This window comes from Cytobacillus sp. C11.1 (genome assembly GCF_058145115.1).
Genome location: NZ_CM176935.1, coordinates 2,050,052 through 2,065,576 on the forward strand (window position 1 = coordinate 2,050,052; position 15,525 = coordinate 2,065,576).

General features: G+C 41.6%; 12 protein-coding genes, 1 pseudogene and 1 other annotated feature. Of the genes and pseudogenes, 12 read left to right on the forward strand and 1 reads right to left on the reverse strand.

All coding sequences use genetic code 11. From position 1 onward, the window contains the following. Window positions 1–16 precede the first annotated feature (16 nt). From hemL to ysxE, 3 genes and pseudogenes are all read left to right on the forward strand, one after another. The gene (hemL, locus tag AC3ZVC_RS10100) at window positions 17–1,303 is read left to right on the forward strand and encodes a glutamate-1-semialdehyde 2,1-aminomutase (RefSeq protein ID WP_490068222.1); all 1,287 of its coding nucleotides are present in this window, start codon (window positions 17–19) and stop codon (window positions 1,301–1,303) included. A 253-nt stretch (window positions 1,304–1,556) separates the two neighbouring features. Then, a complete protein-coding gene (gene spoVID / locus AC3ZVC_RS10105) occupies window positions 1,557–2,804 on the forward strand; it encodes a stage VI sporulation protein D (RefSeq protein WP_490068224.1) in 1,248 nt (415 codons plus the stop codon). Window positions 2,805–2,997: 193 nt separating this feature from the next. Further along, window positions 2,998–4,055: pseudogene (gene ysxE, locus AC3ZVC_RS10110) on the forward strand (spore coat protein YsxE). Window positions 4,056–4,069: 14 nt separating this feature from the next. Here the strand turns inward: ysxE and AC3ZVC_RS10115 are convergent. Then, window positions 4,070–4,261: a hypothetical protein gene (locus tag AC3ZVC_RS10115; protein WP_110067415.1), complete on the reverse strand. Its 192-nt coding sequence runs from the start codon at window positions 4,259–4,261 to the stop codon at window positions 4,070–4,072. Between the two features lie 287 nt (window positions 4,262–4,548). Beyond that, window positions 4,549–4,820, forward strand: a binding site (T-box leader). Window positions 4,821–5,001: 181 nt separating this feature from the next. Between AC3ZVC_RS10115 and AC3ZVC_RS10120 the strand changes: the two genes are divergently transcribed. The 9 genes from AC3ZVC_RS10120 (at window position 5,002) to AC3ZVC_RS10160 (ending at window position 15,441) form a co-directional block, all read left to right on the forward strand. Then, on the forward strand, window positions 5,002–5,160 hold the full coding sequence (locus AC3ZVC_RS10120; protein ID WP_490068229.1) for a hypothetical protein: 159 nt from the start codon (window positions 5,002–5,004) through the stop codon (window positions 5,158–5,160). 3 nt (window positions 5,161–5,163) lie between these two features. After that, window positions 5,164–7,812 (forward strand): valine--tRNA ligase, encoded by a 2,649-nt coding sequence (locus AC3ZVC_RS10125; protein ID WP_490068231.1) that lies wholly within the window; start codon window positions 5,164–5,166, stop codon window positions 7,810–7,812. 223 nt (window positions 7,813–8,035) lie between these two features. Next, window positions 8,036–9,367 (forward strand): bifunctional folylpolyglutamate synthase/dihydrofolate synthase, encoded by a 1,332-nt coding sequence (locus tag AC3ZVC_RS10130; protein ID WP_490068232.1) that lies wholly within the window; start codon window positions 8,036–8,038, stop codon window positions 9,365–9,367. Beyond that, window positions 9,354–9,794 (forward strand): GGDEF domain-containing protein, encoded by a 441-nt coding sequence (locus AC3ZVC_RS10135; RefSeq protein ID WP_490068233.1) that lies wholly within the window; start codon window positions 9,354–9,356, stop codon window positions 9,792–9,794. Before AC3ZVC_RS10130 ends, AC3ZVC_RS10135 begins: the two co-directional genes overlap by 14 nt. 878 nt (window positions 9,795–10,672) lie before the next feature. Further along, window positions 10,673–11,479 (forward strand): prepilin peptidase, encoded by an 807-nt coding sequence (locus tag AC3ZVC_RS10140; protein ID WP_490068235.1) that lies wholly within the window; start codon window positions 10,673–10,675, stop codon window positions 11,477–11,479. A gap of 156 nt (window positions 11,480–11,635) precedes the next feature. After that, window positions 11,636–12,697: an SPOR domain-containing protein gene (locus tag AC3ZVC_RS10145; protein ID WP_490068236.1), complete on the forward strand. Its 1,062-nt coding sequence runs from the start codon at window positions 11,636–11,638 to the stop codon at window positions 12,695–12,697. Window positions 12,698–12,920: 223 nt separating this feature from the next. Further along, a complete protein-coding gene (locus AC3ZVC_RS10150) occupies window positions 12,921–13,490 on the forward strand; it encodes a Maf family protein (protein ID WP_490068237.1) in 570 nt (189 codons plus the stop codon). Window positions 13,491–13,542: 52 nt separating this feature from the next. After that, window positions 13,543–14,232, forward strand: a complete 690-nt coding sequence (gene radC, locus AC3ZVC_RS10155) for a RadC family protein (RefSeq protein WP_490068238.1) — start codon at window positions 13,543–13,545, stop codon at window positions 14,230–14,232. 186 nt (window positions 14,233–14,418) lie between these two features. Beyond that, on the forward strand, window positions 14,419–15,441 hold the full coding sequence (locus tag AC3ZVC_RS10160; protein WP_214724977.1) for a rod shape-determining protein: 1,023 nt from the start codon (window positions 14,419–14,421) through the stop codon (window positions 15,439–15,441). The last annotated feature ends 84 nt before the right edge of the window (window positions 15,442–15,525 follow it).

A 15,525-nucleotide genomic window follows, 5' to 3' on the forward strand; every position in this document is an offset into this window, starting at 1 on the left:
AGAAAAGAGGGATGACATGCGTTCTTACGATAAATCTATTGAAGCTTTCAAAGAAGCAAGCAAATTAATGCCCGGGGGAGTTAACTCCCCGGTTCGCGCCTTTAAATCTGTCAATATGGACCCGATTTTCATGGAACGGGGCAAAGGATCAAAGATCTATGATATTGATGGAAATGAGTATATTGATTATGTTTTATCCTGGGGCCCTTTAATCCTGGGCCATACGAATGACCGTGTCGTTGAGTCAATTAAAAAGGTGGCCGAAATGGGGACGAGCTTCGGTGCACCGACTGAAATTGAAAATGAACTGGCCAAGCTGGTTATTGAACGTGTGCCGTCAATAGAAGTGGTGCGCATGGTTTCTTCAGGGACAGAAGCAACGATGAGTGCCTTGCGATTAGCCCGGGGCTATACCGGCCGAAATAAAATCATGAAATTTGAAGGCTGCTATCATGGACATGGGGACTCCCTGCTCATAAAAGCGGGTTCAGGTGTAGCCACTCTTGGACTTCCTGATAGTCCTGGAGTTCCTGAGGGTGTAGCCAAAAATACAATCACTGTTCCGTATAATGACCTTGAAAGCGTAAGATATGCATTCGAACAATATGGCGAAGATATCGCAGGACTTATTGTAGAGCCTGTTGCAGGAAATATGGGAGTTGTTCCTCCTCAGCCAGGTTTCCTTGAAGGGTTGAGAGAGATTACAGAGCAAAATGGTTCTTTACTAATCTTTGATGAAGTTATGACCGGGTTCCGTGTTGGCTACAATTGTGCTCAGGGTTACTTCGATGTAACACCGGATATTACATGTCTCGGTAAGGTTATTGGTGGAGGCCTTCCTGTAGGTGCCTACGGCGGTAAAGCTGAAATCATGAAGCAAATTGCACCGAGTGGCCCAATCTATCAGGCTGGTACATTATCGGGCAACCCACTCGCCATGACAGCAGGCTTTGAGACATTAAGTCAGCTTACTCCTGAATCGTATAAAGAGTTCGAACGGAAAGCAGACAGGCTGGAAGAGGGCTTAAAAGCTGCCGCAGAAAAATTTGATATCCCGCATACAATTAATCGTGCCGGATCCATGATTGGGTTCTTCTTTACCAATGAAGATGTTACTAACTATGAAAAAGCAAAAACGTCCAATCTGGAATACTTTGCAGAATACTACAGGGAAATGGCAAATCAGGGTGTATTCCTGCCTCCGTCTCAATTCGAAGGGCTTTTCCTCTCAACCGCTCATACAGATGAAGATATTGAAAAGACAATAGAGGCTGCTGAAAAAGCATTTTCCAAACTTAAATAAGCACTCAAAACACTCATCAAATTGATGGGTGTTTTTTATTGGCTGTTTTCACGAATTTTTTTGCTTTTTCAACAAGTAGTGAGGAGCGGCAATCCAACAGTTTTATAAGCGCCTTCTAATATGGTTAAAAAGATCAAAAAATCAATAAAAGATCTATCTGTCATTATTTTTCTAATCATAAAGTATATAAAACTCTCATAGGATTGTTAATGACATAGTGATTAAACGGGAAGATTTGAAGGGAGGAGTCGCTTTGTCTCAGGGGAATCCATCGTGCTTACGATTTTCTTTAGAGGAATCGGTCTGGTTTCAAAAAGGACAGGAAGTATCAGAACTGATTTCAATTTCGTTAGATCCCAATATAACTATTCAGGAAAGCGATCAATATGTAACGATTCAGGGAGCGCTTGAACTTGCTGGTGAGTATAAACGGAGTGATGCAGAAACAGCTGGTGATGAAGAGGTTTTTGCAGGAGCTAAATTCGTTCAGGCAGTTGAGGAAAGAGAAGAGGGGACTTGCGAATTTCAACACTATTTTCCAGTCGATATTACAATCCCAAATAATAGAATCCAAAGCATATATGATATTGACGTAGCGGTAGAATCCTTTGACTATGTTCTGCCGGAAAGAAGCTGCATGAAATTAACAGCCAATTTAACAATCACCGGATTATACGGCGATCAGCAGCATCTCCCTGTTCAGGAATGGCAAGAGGAGGTTGAAGTCGAAGAGCTGGAGCCAGTTCACAGATCGACAGCTGCTATTGAAGAGACTGAGGAGGAAGCGGTAAACCAGGAGGAATGGCCAGCTTATCAGGAAAAAGAAGCAGAGGAGGAAAAAGCTGAGCCGGGTTACGATTTTGCAGCGGAAGAGCATAGGGAAGAGGAACATCAAGAGGAACACCAAGAGGAACACCAAGAGGAACACCAAGAGGACCAGAGTGAGCCTAAAGAAGTATTTGTACCATTTGAGGCAGAGGCAAGGAAACAGCCTGAAACTGATGCAGTGAAGGAGGAAGCGCCTGCAGCCAATGAAGAAAAACAAGTGAAGAAAGATGAAAAGCCTGCAGAGTCAACACCGGAAATTTCATTTGCTTCCCAGCGGAGTGAGGAAGCGCCACCTTCAGCTCAGGAAATCTATCAAATGACTGAAGCATTAGAATCAGATAGCCCTTCCTATGAAAAGAAGCCTGTAGAAATGGCTGTACAGGAAAGTCCAGAGGAAGAAGAAGAATCATCATCTTCTGAACAGGAAGCTAAAAAGAAAAAATTCTCGAAAAAGAAAAGCATGTCTTTAACTGAATTCTTTGCCCGCAAAGAAGAGGAAGAAGAACATGTAAAGCTAAAGGTCTGCATTGTGCAGAATGGAGATACAATCGATGCGATTGCTGAAAGGTATGAAATTCCTGCCCAGCAATTATTAAGGGTGAATCACCTGGAAATAAATCAGGATATTTATGAGGGGCAAGTGCTGTACATTCCTGTTGCGGTAGCCCATTAAATGGTTAAACAGCTGAGCAGGTAGTGATAACCCGCTCAGCTCTTTTCATTTCAAAGGAATTTTACAACATCCCAATAGAAAGAACCGAGAAATGGCGACAAAAGCTGGGAGTGAATCAGGCACTCAGGAAAAATCCTGAGAGTAAAGATACTCCAAAATTGAAATCAAGCCATTCGGAAAGTGAGTGGATACTGTGGAAGAAGAAAATCGACTGCGAAAAGTCTCTCCCATTTTAAAGCATTATTCTTTAGAGCCGCATTTTGTGGAGGAGTTTGGAAGAGTCCATAAGATTTATAGCAATAAAGGGGTTTTTGCATTGAAAAAAATTAAGCCTCAACACGGTGCGGATTTCATACGGCATGTTCAGACTCTTTACCAAAAAGGCTATAATCGAATTGTACCTATATACCCTACAGTTGATGGCAGGTATGCAGTCCTTCATAGGAATGAGCTTTTTTATTTGATGCCCTGGCTGTCAAATGAAGAAAAGGAGGACCGGTTTGAACGCCATCAGCAAATGCTGAGAGAACTGGCTCGCCTTCATACCTTATCAGCCCGTGAAGTTCCCATCAAAAAGGAAGATCGAACGGAACATTTTGAAAAAACACTACAGGAGTGGGAAAAAGAAAATGAATTTTTGGATGGATTTATAGAGTCCTGTGAGAGAAAAGAGTATATGTCGCCCTTTGAGCTGATGTTTTCTCTTTATTATCATGATGTCAGCCAGGCTCTCAAATTTTCCACAAATAAATTAAAGGATTGGTACGAAAAAACAAAAGACAGTGATAAAGCCCGGACTGTCATCATACATGGAAAAGTCTCCACTGAACATTTTTTATATGACGATAGAGGATATGGCTACTTTATGAATTTTGAAAATGCAAGGCAAGGTTCCCCTCTCCATGATTTGCTGCCATTTTTATCGCGGACCTTGAAAAGTTTTCCGAAGAGATCGGATGAAAGTGTGGATTGGATATACACGTACTTAAAGTATTTCCCATTTAAGGAAGATGAGATGCTGCTGTTCCAAAGCTATTTCGCCCATCCCGGTTCCATTATAAGGGCTGCTGAACAATATCATAAAGGAGAACAGAAAAGGGGGAGAGAAAGGCCGTCCAGCATCTGCAGAGGCAGTTTTGGCTATTGAAAAACACCGAATATGTAGCAATGAGAATAGATGAAATTGAACGCCAAAAACAAGAAGCAAAAGCAGCTGCTGAAGCACAGCAGCAGGAAGGAGCCCAAAGCTGACAGGACTTGGGCTCCTAAATTATTTCCAGGTGGAAGGCAATGGCTGTAAGGATGAAAATCGAAAGCAAAAGCACATCGAAGGTAGTGGGCAAAAGTATTGTTCTTATGCCCTGAAAAACACAAAAAGGAATAATGAACTGTGCACACACATTTCTAAAAGTTCTTAACCAGGGAGGCAGTGTATAAGGGTTATATTTTCTTCTCAACTTCGCATGCCCCTTTCGCGAATGTCCTTATTTATTTCTATTCTATGATTCATCCAGCGGTAAAGTGCCTAATTTTCAAATGGGAGTAACTTCAACTTCAGTAGATGAAGGACCAGGTCATATTTGGCATCAATTACGTGGCTTTCAGCCTAAATCACCTGTTGCCTACTTTTACTTTATGCCTCACCTCTAAATTGAAAAAACGTATAATATATAAAAAATTCGGTTATCCTTATTGACTATAACAGCCTTTTTTCGGTAGTATATCTAATATATAAAAACTGTATATAGCTGCTAAGACAGGGAAGAGTACGATGGCCCTTTGCCTTTAGAGAGGAAGACCAATAGCTGAGAGGTTTTCCAGGCAAAACCTTTGGAAGGTCGCCCTCGAGCATCTTTTGCAAAAGGTTCAATCCGAGTAGTGAAAGACGGGAAATCCGTTATCTGTTTAAGAGTCAATCTCTATAAGAATGTCTTTTTTGCTCCATTGCGAGCCGTTAATTTTCTTTAGTGATTGAAAAAAAGGTGGTACCGCGAAGCAACTCCATTCGTCCTTTTATGGCGAATGGAGTTTTTTTATTTTCGCTGTTTTCGCAGAGTTTGTTGCTCTTAACTGTTAACTAAGTTTACTGCTGAGTTGATTGGAGCGGAGGGCGCTTGATCCTCGAAAATGCTATCGCATTTTTTTCGTGCGGTGATGATTCAGGGAAGATTTTCAATGTCCTGCGGGAGGAGAGGGGGTGAGAGACCCCACAGGCGAAGCCGAGGAGGTTCTCATTCCTCCCCGCGGAAAGCAAGCGCCCGCAGTGGAAATCAAAGCCCATTATTTTCAGGCTAAACAGCAATTTATGAGAAAACAGCCGATATCTTTTATGAGTGCTTTTAGAAAGGAAGAATGACACATGGATAATAATGAATTATCAATGCCGACTAAGTATGATCCACAGTCCATAGAAAAAGGACGATATGACTGGTGGCTGGAGGGCAAATTTTTTGAGGCGAAGGACGATGCTGAGAAGCAGCCTTATACAATTGTTATACCGCCTCCAAACGTAACAGGAAAGCTTCATCTTGGCCATGCATGGGATACGACTCTTCAAGATATCCTTACGCGTATGAAGCGGATGCAGGGATATGATGTTTTATGGCTTCCAGGTATGGACCATGCGGGTATTGCCACTCAAGCTAAGGTAGAAGAAAAACTTCGCAGCGAAGGCAAAAGCCGTTATGACCTTGGCCGGGAAAAGTTTGTAGAAGAAACCTGGAAGTGGAAAGAGGAATATGCAAGCCATATCCGCCAGCAATGGTCAAAGCTTGGATTGGGCCTGGACTATAGCCGTGAACGTTTTACGCTAGATGAAGGCCTGTCTAAAGCGGTAAGAGAAGTGTTCGTTTCACTATATAATAAAGGATTAATTTACCGGGGCGAATATATCATTAACTGGGACCCCTCCACTAAAACGGCCCTTTCAGATATTGAGGTTATTTACAAAGATGTCCAGGGTGCTTTTTATCATATGAGATACCCGCTAACAGATGGTTCAGGACATATTGAAATTGCAACAACACGCCCTGAGACAATGCTTGGCGATACTGCTGTTGCTGTGCATCCAGAAGATGAACGCTATAAGCACTTAATTGGGAAGACAGTGAAGCTGCCAATCACTGGACGTGAAATTCCGATTGTTGCCGATGATTATGTAGAAATGGATTTCGGTTCAGGTGCTGTAAAAATTACGCCTGCGCACGATCCGAATGATTTTGAAATCGGAAACCGACATAATCTTGAAAGAATTCTGGTTATGAATGAAGACGGCACAATGAATAATAAAGCAGGAAAATACCAAGGTATGGACCGTTTTGAATGCCGCAAACAAATCGTGAAGGATCTTCAGGAAGACGGAGTTCTATTCAAAATTGAAGAACATATGCATTCTGTTGGCCATTCAGAGCGCAGCGGTGCAGTTGTAGAGCCGTATCTTTCAACTCAATGGTTTGTGAAAATGCAGCCGCTTGCTGATGAAGCAATAGCCCTTCAAAATAAAGAGGAAAAAGTAAATTTTGTTCCTGAAAGATTTGAAAAAACATATTTGCGCTGGATGGAAAACATCCGTGACTGGTGTATTTCCCGCCAGCTTTGGTGGGGTCACCGCATACCTGCCTGGTACCATAAAGAAACAGGTGAGGTATATGTAGGACACGAAGCACCTGTAGATATTGAAAACTGGGAACAGGATAAAGATGTCTTGGATACTTGGTTCAGTTCAGCACTTTGGCCATTTTCGACAATGGGCTGGCCGGAAACTGACTCAGCTGACTTCAAGAGATACTATCCAAGCGCTGCACTTGTAACAGGCTATGACATTATTTTCTTTTGGGTATCGCGGATGATTTTCCAGGGACTAGAGTTTACCGGACAGCGTCCGTTCCAGGATGTCTTAATCCATGGCCTTGTTCGTGATTCACAGGGGCGGAAAATGAGTAAGTCTCTTGGAAATGGTGTCGACCCAATGGATGTAATTGATCAATATGGAGCTGACTCGCTTCGTTATTTCCTATCAACAGGAAGCTCACCGGGACAGGATTTACGCTTCAGCATGGAAAAGGTAGAAGCAACATGGAACTTCGCCAATAAAATCTGGAACGCTTCCCGTTTCGCTTTAATGAATATGGATGGCTTAATGTACGAAGAAATCGATCTAAGCGGAGAAAAATCGGTTGCTGACAAATGGATTTTAACTCGTTTAAATGAAACAATTGAAACTGTCACACGTCTGTCTGACCGCTATGAATTTGGCGAAGTTGGCCGCGTTCTTTACAACTTTATCTGGGATGACTTCTGTGATTGGTATATTGAAATGGCAAAGCTTCCGCTATATGGCGAAGATGAAGCTGCCAAGAAAACAACACGCTCCATTCTGGCATATGTGTTGGATAACACAATGCGCCTGCTTCATCCATTTATGCCATTTATAACGGAGGAAATTTGGCAGAACCTTCCGCATTCGGGTGAATCTATAACAGCAGCCCAGTGGCCGGCTGTTAAGGAAGAATACACTGACCATCAGGCGGCGAATGAAATGAAGCTGCTTGTAGAGATCATCCGCTCTGTCCGGAACAGCCGTGCAGAAGTGAACACACCGATGAGTAAGAAGATTAAAATGATGGTAAAAGCAAAGGATCAGGAAGTTCTATATACTCTTGAAAATAACCGTGCCTATATTGAACGCTTCTGTAATCCGGAAGAACTCGTACTGGCACTGGAGATTGAAACACCTGATAAGGCTATGACAGCTGTTGTGACCGGAGCAGAAATTATCCTTCCGCTTGAAGGCTTAATTAACATTGATGAAGAAGTTGCACGCCTGCAAAAAGAATGGGATAAATTAAACAAAGAAGTAGAACGTGTTCAAAAGAAACTTGGAAATGAAGGCTTTATTAAAAAAGCGCCTGAAAAAGTAATTGAAGAAGAAAAGGCAAAAGAAAAAGATTACAGTGAGAAGAGAGCAGCTGTTGAAGCACGAATTAAAGAACTTAAGGAAGTTCAATAAGTCCGGGAAAAATAGCAGTCGAATCTCTGCGTCAGCTTGCTTTTCCGCTGCTCACGTATCAAGGACATACGCTCCGCTGCTCATAGCGGCGCTTCCTTGATCTTCTCGGCTCTTTTTGTCCTCCTTATTGAACACATATTTAAAGGAGAATAACCAATATATCCGGAAGGCGGGTCCATTTATAGGATTCGTCTTCCTTCCTGTATTACGGAGGTGCAGATGCATGTTTTCGACTTATGAAGAAACGCTTAACTGGGTTCATTCCAGATTAAGGCTAGGAATCAAGCCAGGGCTTCAACGAATGGAATGGATGATGGAAAAGCTCGGGCATCCAGAGAGAAGAATTAAATCTGTCCATATAGGCGGGACCAACGGCAAAGGGTCAACGGTTACATTTTTGAGGTCGATTCTTCAGGATGCTGGCTATTCTGTCGGAACTTTCACATCACCCTATTTCGAGCAATTCAATGAGCGAATTTCCCTAAATGGCGTCCCAATCAGGGATGAGGAAATCGTCAGGCTTGCTAATGATATATATCCCCTGGCTGAAGAGCTTGAAAAGACAGAACTTGGGGGTCCCACCGAATTTGAAATCATTACAGCCATGTCATTTCAATATTTTGGACATGTCCAGCCTGCTGATATTGTTTTGTTTGAAGTAGGGCTGGGGGGCAGATACGATTCCACTAATATCATTTATCCTGTTTTATCTATCATATCGAGTATAGGCCTTGACCATACAGCTATCCTGGGGGATACATATGAGAAAATAGCTTTTGAGAAAGCTGGAATCATTAAACCTGGTATAAATGTGATCACTGGCGTAAAACAGCAAGAAGCCTTGGCTGTCATACAAGAAAAAGCTTTGGAGATGAATGCGCCGGTTTACCAGCTGGGGAACGAATTTACCATTGCTGGACATACATCATTGCCAAGAGGAGAATTCTTTAACTTAAAGACTGTATTTCAGGAGTTTCCAGGGCTTGAAACCGCAATGGCAGGCAAGCACCAGACAGAAAATGCTTCACTTGCTGTGATGGCAGCAGTGCTCTTAAATAAAAATTACTCCTTTCTGTTAGAAGATGAACATATAAGAGCAGGCCTAAAAACAGCATACTGGCCTGGGCGATTTGAAATCATTTCAGAAAATCCATTGATTATTATTGATGGAGCCCATAACGAGGAAGGAATTTCTGCTTTGTCGTCTGAGTTGGAGAAGCGTTTCCAAAATAAAAGAAGGAATATTGTTTTTGCTGCCTTATCTGATAAAAAGCTCGACAAAATGATTGATAGTCTTGATTCTATTGCAGATAAGATCACTTTCACGGAATTTAATTTTCCAAGAGCAGCCGCGGCCGAAGAATTATATAAAATTAGCTCAAACAACAAGAAGTATTTTAATAAAGACTGGAAGCAGCTTTTGGATAAAGAACTAAAAGAAACAGACAAAGACAGTGTCTTTGTAATTACTGGATCACTTTATTTTCTATCGGAAGTGAAGCCATATCTTTTGAAATTATTAGAAAATAAAAATCGACAATGTGACAAAGGTTAGAAAACTTGGTAAAATATACGTATTATCCGACTTTTTTCCTAGTCTGGACATAGATCATTTTAAACAAGTGAACGATACATATGGCCATCAAAGCGGAAATGAAATTCTTTGTGAGCTAGCAAATAGGCTGACCAATATAATGGGGAATGAGGGGAAAGTTGCCCGTTACGGAGGAGAGGAATTTGTTATTTTATTGCCTGATTCCAACAAGGAAGCTGCAATGAAATGGGCGGAGCTTGTTAGGCAAACGATAGCCAACCGCCCATTTAACCTTTGTCACCATATGGATAATATCAGCAGAAGACGAACCGTTCATATCACAGCTTCGATTGGTGTAGCTTCTGCTCCAATGGACGCAGACGATTCACTTGATTCGCCATGCCGACAGAGCCCTGTATATCGGAGCAAAGCGGGCAGGAAGGAATAGAGTCGCAGAATACGTAAAATAAAGGCTGTGTTAACGTTCAATGTTGATTTTTAGCACCCTGTTGATTGGAGCGGAAGGCTCGAGCTCCTCGAAAATGCTATCGCATTTCTTCGTGCGATGTTTACTCAGAGAAGCTGATTCAAAGTCCTGCGGGAGAAGCGTGTCAGCGGGAGACCCCGCAGGCGCGAATGCGTCGAGGAGCGTCGGACCCCCGCTGTTCGCTGAGTGCCTGGAGCAGAAATCAACAGGGTGGTTTAACAGAGGCAAAATAAAAAAGCAGCCTGAGGGTATCACGCAGGCTGCTTTTACATGAGTTGCAGATAAAAGATAGCATTTTCTATGTCAAAAGACACAAAAATGTTGGATATTAAGCATGTAGCAAATGAGCGAATTATTTATAATACTCTTGGAATGTGAAGGAGGCTTGTAAAATAAGATAAGAGAATCATAGTATATTTAATGTATCTTTACTACATAGTCAGGTTTGCCTTCATTAGCTTAAGAAATAATAAATTTGGTTTTTTAGCAAGGCTGTTTTCGCAAAGTTTGTTGCTTACAAACTAGTTTTAATTTACTGAGTTGATTGGAGTGGAAGGCACTTGATCCTCGAAAATGCATTCACATTTTCTTACGACGAGGTGCTTATTCGAGGAAGCTTATTCAATGTCCAGCGGGAAGAGAGGGAGCGGGAGACCCCGCAGGCGTGAAACGCCGAGGAGCTCTGTTCCTCCCCGCGGGTTCGCTGCGTGACTGGAGCGGAAATCAACGGGCAAGCTTTATAGTCCAAAAACAACAATCTATACAAAAAGCCTTTAGCAAAAATGGTAAGGGTGTGCTCTAACTGAATATATATTAGCATAAACTTATTAATCCTTTAGATGTATCTAAAAAGCAAAACGTCAAGATTTTGGGAGTGGCAGGAATTGAGTTTTATATTCGTTTTTATTTTTATATTGGGTTTAATACTTGGCTCTTTTTTTAATGTAGTAGGGCTAAGGGTTCCATTGAAAAAGTCAATCGTTTTTCCGGGATCTTCATGTTCGTTTTGCAGCCGGCAGTTAAAGCCAGCAGAACTTATTCCAGTGGCATCCTATCTGTTTCAAGGAGGAAGATGCAGGGGATGTAAAGCTTTGATCTCTCCTATATATCCTTTAATTGAATTGGGTACAGGGTTATTGTTTGTTTCGGCTCCCCTTTTATTGGGGTGGTCCAGTGAATTGCTTGTGGCATGGACTCTCACTTCTCTGATTATTATTATTGTAGTTTCTGATATTATGTATATGATTATTCCGAATAAAATTCTGGTAGTTTTTTCAGTGGTTTTTTTAATAGAAAGAATATTTATCCCCTTAGACCCCTGGTTCGATTCAATTTATGGGGCAGCAGGCGGATTTGCTCTTCTATTGTTTATAGCAGTTATTAGTAAAGGCGGCATGGGTGGCGGTGATATTAAACTCTATGCAGTTATTGGTTTTGTAATAGGCATAAAATTAATGCTGCTATCTTTTTTTATTGCAACCCTTTATGGTGCTTTATTCGGTCTGCTGGCTTTGATATCAGGTAAAGTAAAAAAAGGCAGCGCCATTCCTTTTGGACCATTCATCGGGGCAGGTACTTTGACTTCCTATTATTTTGGAGTCCAAATTATAAATCAATACTTACAATGGCTATCTTCAGGCTTTTAAAACTAACCGCTTAAATGCCTTTTTCCAATTTGCATAGGATCTTAAAAAATTTGACGAAATCATTCGGTAACAAGACGACAAAAGTCTTGTTATTTTTTTTTAGCAGTATGTTAGGATGAAACCAATTCAGCAATCGACATGGAAGGAGGACAAGGTGTGGACAAGCCTAATAACGGAAAAACGATTACAATAAAAATAAATGGCAAGGACCGTCCGTTTCAGGAGAAAAATGAAGGAAAGCAGGAAAAAAACTGGAAGCCGAAAGAGCTGGAAAGAAACGAAAAACACCAGGAAACGGAGTTCTTTACTTCAATACAAACCGCTGCTGCAAAAGAAGCAGATGATAGTTTTGATTGGATCCTGCCAGAGGAGACGGAGGATTCGGAAATTAAAGAATTTAAAGTAGCAACCCCTCCAAAATCCCCAGCAAAAAAAGGATTCAGTACATTGGCCAAAAACTTCAAGAGGAAAAATAAGCAAGGTTTTCTCACATCCATTTTTCTTGCCGTCTTTTTTGCTGTCCTGCTTGGGACAAGCTTTGGATTCATTATGCTCAAATTGGTATTCACCGACCAGGCAGCCGAGACTGTTGCTCCTGCCGTAACTCAAACCCCTGCATCTTCTGGACAGCCGGCCGGAACGGAAACAGCAGCACTAGACCCATTGGCCACGTTTGTGGTCCAGGGAGGAGTCTTCTCAAATAGCGAAGCAGCCAAACAAATACAGGCGGCAAATGCTCAAAAAGGTGCAAATAGCAAACTAATAGAAATGGACGGACAAACATTTCTTTATTTAGGAGTAGCTGACAGTATTGAGCATGCGAAAGAAATAGGTGCAGATTTAAAAAGTAAAGGTATCGATGTTTTTGCAAAAGAAATCATATTTGATGCGAAGTCTATAGAGGGATTAAATGCAGTGGAGAAAAAAATACTTGAAATGGCACCCTCCATGTATCAAACCCTTACAGCAGGTGCAGCTAGTGCAGCTGTTGAAAAATCTATGCCCGCAGGTTTGGTTGAGGATATGAAAAAGCAGAGTGCTGATTTAAATGAATTACAAGCTGATCAAATCAAAAACCAAGGACTTATTTCTATAAGAGAAGAACTCGTAAATGCATCTAAACAAATGAATGCCTTCCAGCAAACTGGAGATGCAGCTTCAGCCGAAAAAGTTCAGCAGCATCTGCTTGCGTTTCTGGCTGCGTATCAGTCATTGTAAGCAAATAGTGCCATAATTTTCTACTATTCGAATATTTTCTGGGAAATATCGCATATTAAAGGAGTCTGTTCGGGAAATTTCGGCAGGCTCTTTCATTTTGTCGATACTTATAAACTTTTATCAAATAATTTTGTAAAGCAGTTTTTTAAATTGTTTGTGCAGCCGATTTTTGATACGATAAGTCTGTATCTCCCAAATTGATACATAAAGGTAAGGTGATTCGATGCAAAACCTCATTTTAGCCTCTTCTTCCCCACGGCGAAAAGAACTTCTTAAAAATCTTCATTTAACATTTGAAGTTTCCAGCAGTGATGTTGATGAAAGCTTTGATCCCAGGTTAACACCTGATGAAATTGTGAAGGAACTCGCCTTCAGGAAAGCATTTGCTGTCTTTGAAAAGCACCCTGATGCTTTTGTGATTGGATCAGATACAGTGGTAGTCAAGGATGGAAACGTTTTAGGAAAGCCAAGCAATAGCGAAGAAGCCTTCAGTATGCTGAAGAGCCTGTCGGGAACAACTCATTCCGTCTACACAGGTGTCTCAATTTTGGCACCAGGCAAACAAATAAAATTCTATGAAAAAACCGAGGTGGTGTTCTGGGAGTTAACAGATGAAGAAATTAACTCTTATATCGGCACCGGTGAACCATTTGACAAGGCGGGAGCATATGGAATACAGGGCTTTGGCAGCGTGCTTGTAAAAAGCATTAATGGAGATTATTTTTCGGTTGTCGGCCTTCCTGTGTCAAGAACGGTTCGGGAATTAAGGAAGGCGGGCTACCCGCATCCTTAATAGATTTTCCTCATCTTTTGCTCCCTGGCCCATAGGTTAGGGAGGAAATAATATGCAAACTGAATCCTTTTTAATAAAAGATTTCCCTCAAGATGAACGTCCTCGCGAGCGATTTATCCAAAATGGACCACAAAGCCTTTCAAATCACGAATTGATTGCCATTTTGCTAAGAACGGGCACGAAAGATGAATCCGTTCTGCAATTATCAAACAGGCTTCTCACTCAATTTGAAGGCCTTCGGCTGTTGAAGGATGCATCGTTGGATGAAATCACCGCAATTAAGGGTATTGGAACCGCGAAGGCAATCCAATTGCTTGCTTCTGTCGAAGTTGGCCGGAGAATTTCTAATCTTGCCTACGATGACAGATATATCATCCGCTCTCCTGAAGATGGTGCAAATTATGTGATGAACGACATGCGGTTCCTGTCACAGGAACATTTTGTATGCCTTTATTTAAATACGAAAAATCAGGTGCTCCATAAGCAAACCATTTTTATTGGGAGCCTGAATGCATCGATTGTGCATCCGAGAGAGGTATTTAAAGAGGCATTTCGCAGGTCTGCAGCTTCAATTATCTGTATCCATAATCATCCGAGCGGAGACCCTTCTCCAAGCAGAGAAGATATAGAAGTAACAAAGCGGCTGGCAGAGGCCGGCAAAATAATCGGCATCGATGTACTTGACCATCTTATTATCGGCGAGAATAAATTTGTCAGTTTGAAAGAAAAAGGTTATTTGTAATGTAACATTCGAAATAACCTTGTAAAAAAGCTATGTTTTTAATTGACGATACGATATAATATTGGTTATGATTTTTGAGATGCCTTGCGTTTAAAAGGCTCATTTTACCTGATAGATTAAAGAGATTTCAATTATTACACCTTATCTTAAAATTAGCATTATGTATCAGAAAGGGAGATACCATTTATGTTTGGAATCGGTACTAGAGACCTTGGAATAGATTTAGGGACAGCTAATACACTTGTTTATGTTAAAGGGAAAGGAATCGTAGTCAGAGAGCCATCTGTAGTTGCGCTCCAGACGGACACCAAAAATATTGTGGCGGTCGGAAATGATGCGAAAAATATGATCGGCCGAACCCCCGGGAATATTGTAGCACTCCGGCCAATGAAGGATGGGGTAATTGCCGATTATGAAACAACGGCCGTTATGATGAAATATTACATTAAACAAGCCAATAAAAATAAGAGCTTCTTCTCTGGAAAGCCTTATGTAATGGTTTGTGTGCCATCTGGGATTACAGCTGTAGAGGAACGTGCAGTTGTGGATGCAACCCGCCAGGCTGGAGCACGTGATGCCTATACGATAGAAGAGCCGTTTGCTGCTGCAATAGGCGCTAATCTTCCTGTCTGGGAACCTACAGGAAGCATGGTTGTAGATATTGGCGGCGGAACAACCGAGGTAGCCATCATCTCTTTGGGCGGCATTGTAACAAGCCAATCTATCCGGATTGCCGGTGATGAAATGGACGATGCCATTATAAATTATATCCGCAAAAATTATAATTTGATGATCGGTGACCGCACTGCTGAAATGATCAAGGTCGAAGTTGGTTCCGCAGGAGATCCAGAGGGTGTGGAAAACATGGAAATCCGCGGACGCGATCTTTTGACTGGCTTGCCAAAAACGATTGAAATTACTGCAGAAGAGATTTCAAAAGCTCTGAATGATACTGTCTATGCCATTGTGGATGCAGTGAAAAACACGCTTGAAAAAACACCGCCTGAACTGGCGGCTGATATTATGGACCGCGGCATTGTTCTAACTGGTGGGGGTGCATTGCTTCGCAACCTGGACAAGGTGATCAGTGAAGAAACGAAAATGCCTGTCCTTATTGCAGAAAACCCGCTTGATTGCGTAGCAATTGGCACTGGAAAAGCTCTGGACCATATTGATTTATTCAAAAATAAAGCCAAAGAGTCACGATAAAAAACAAAGATAGATACGAAAAAACATGAAGCCCATTCACGAGTTTGAAGTGTTTGGGCTCAACTTTCGTATTGTCTAATCTTG

Excerpts from the sequence above, each read along its gene's own strand:
- hemL (WP_490068222.1), top strand. The coding sequence starts at position 17 with ATGCGTTCTTACGATAAATCTATTGAAGCTTTCAAAGAAGCAAGCAAA.
- AC3ZVC_RS10125 (WP_490068231.1), top strand. The coding sequence starts at position 5,164 with ATGGATAATAATGAATTATCAATGCCGACTAAGTATGATCCACAGTCC.
- AC3ZVC_RS10130 (WP_490068232.1), top strand. The coding sequence starts at position 8,036 with ATGTTTTCGACTTATGAAGAAACGCTTAACTGGGTTCATTCCAGATTA.
- AC3ZVC_RS10140 (WP_490068235.1), top strand. The coding sequence starts at position 10,673 with ATGTATCTAAAAAGCAAAACGTCAAGATTTTGGGAGTGGCAGGAATTG.
- AC3ZVC_RS10150 (WP_490068237.1), top strand. The coding sequence starts at position 12,921 with ATGCAAAACCTCATTTTAGCCTCTTCTTCCCCACGGCGAAAAGAACTT.
- radC (WP_490068238.1), top strand. The coding sequence starts at position 13,543 with ATGCAAACTGAATCCTTTTTAATAAAAGATTTCCCTCAAGATGAACGT.
- AC3ZVC_RS10160 (WP_214724977.1), top strand. The coding sequence starts at position 14,419 with ATGTTTGGAATCGGTACTAGAGACCTTGGAATAGATTTAGGGACAGCT.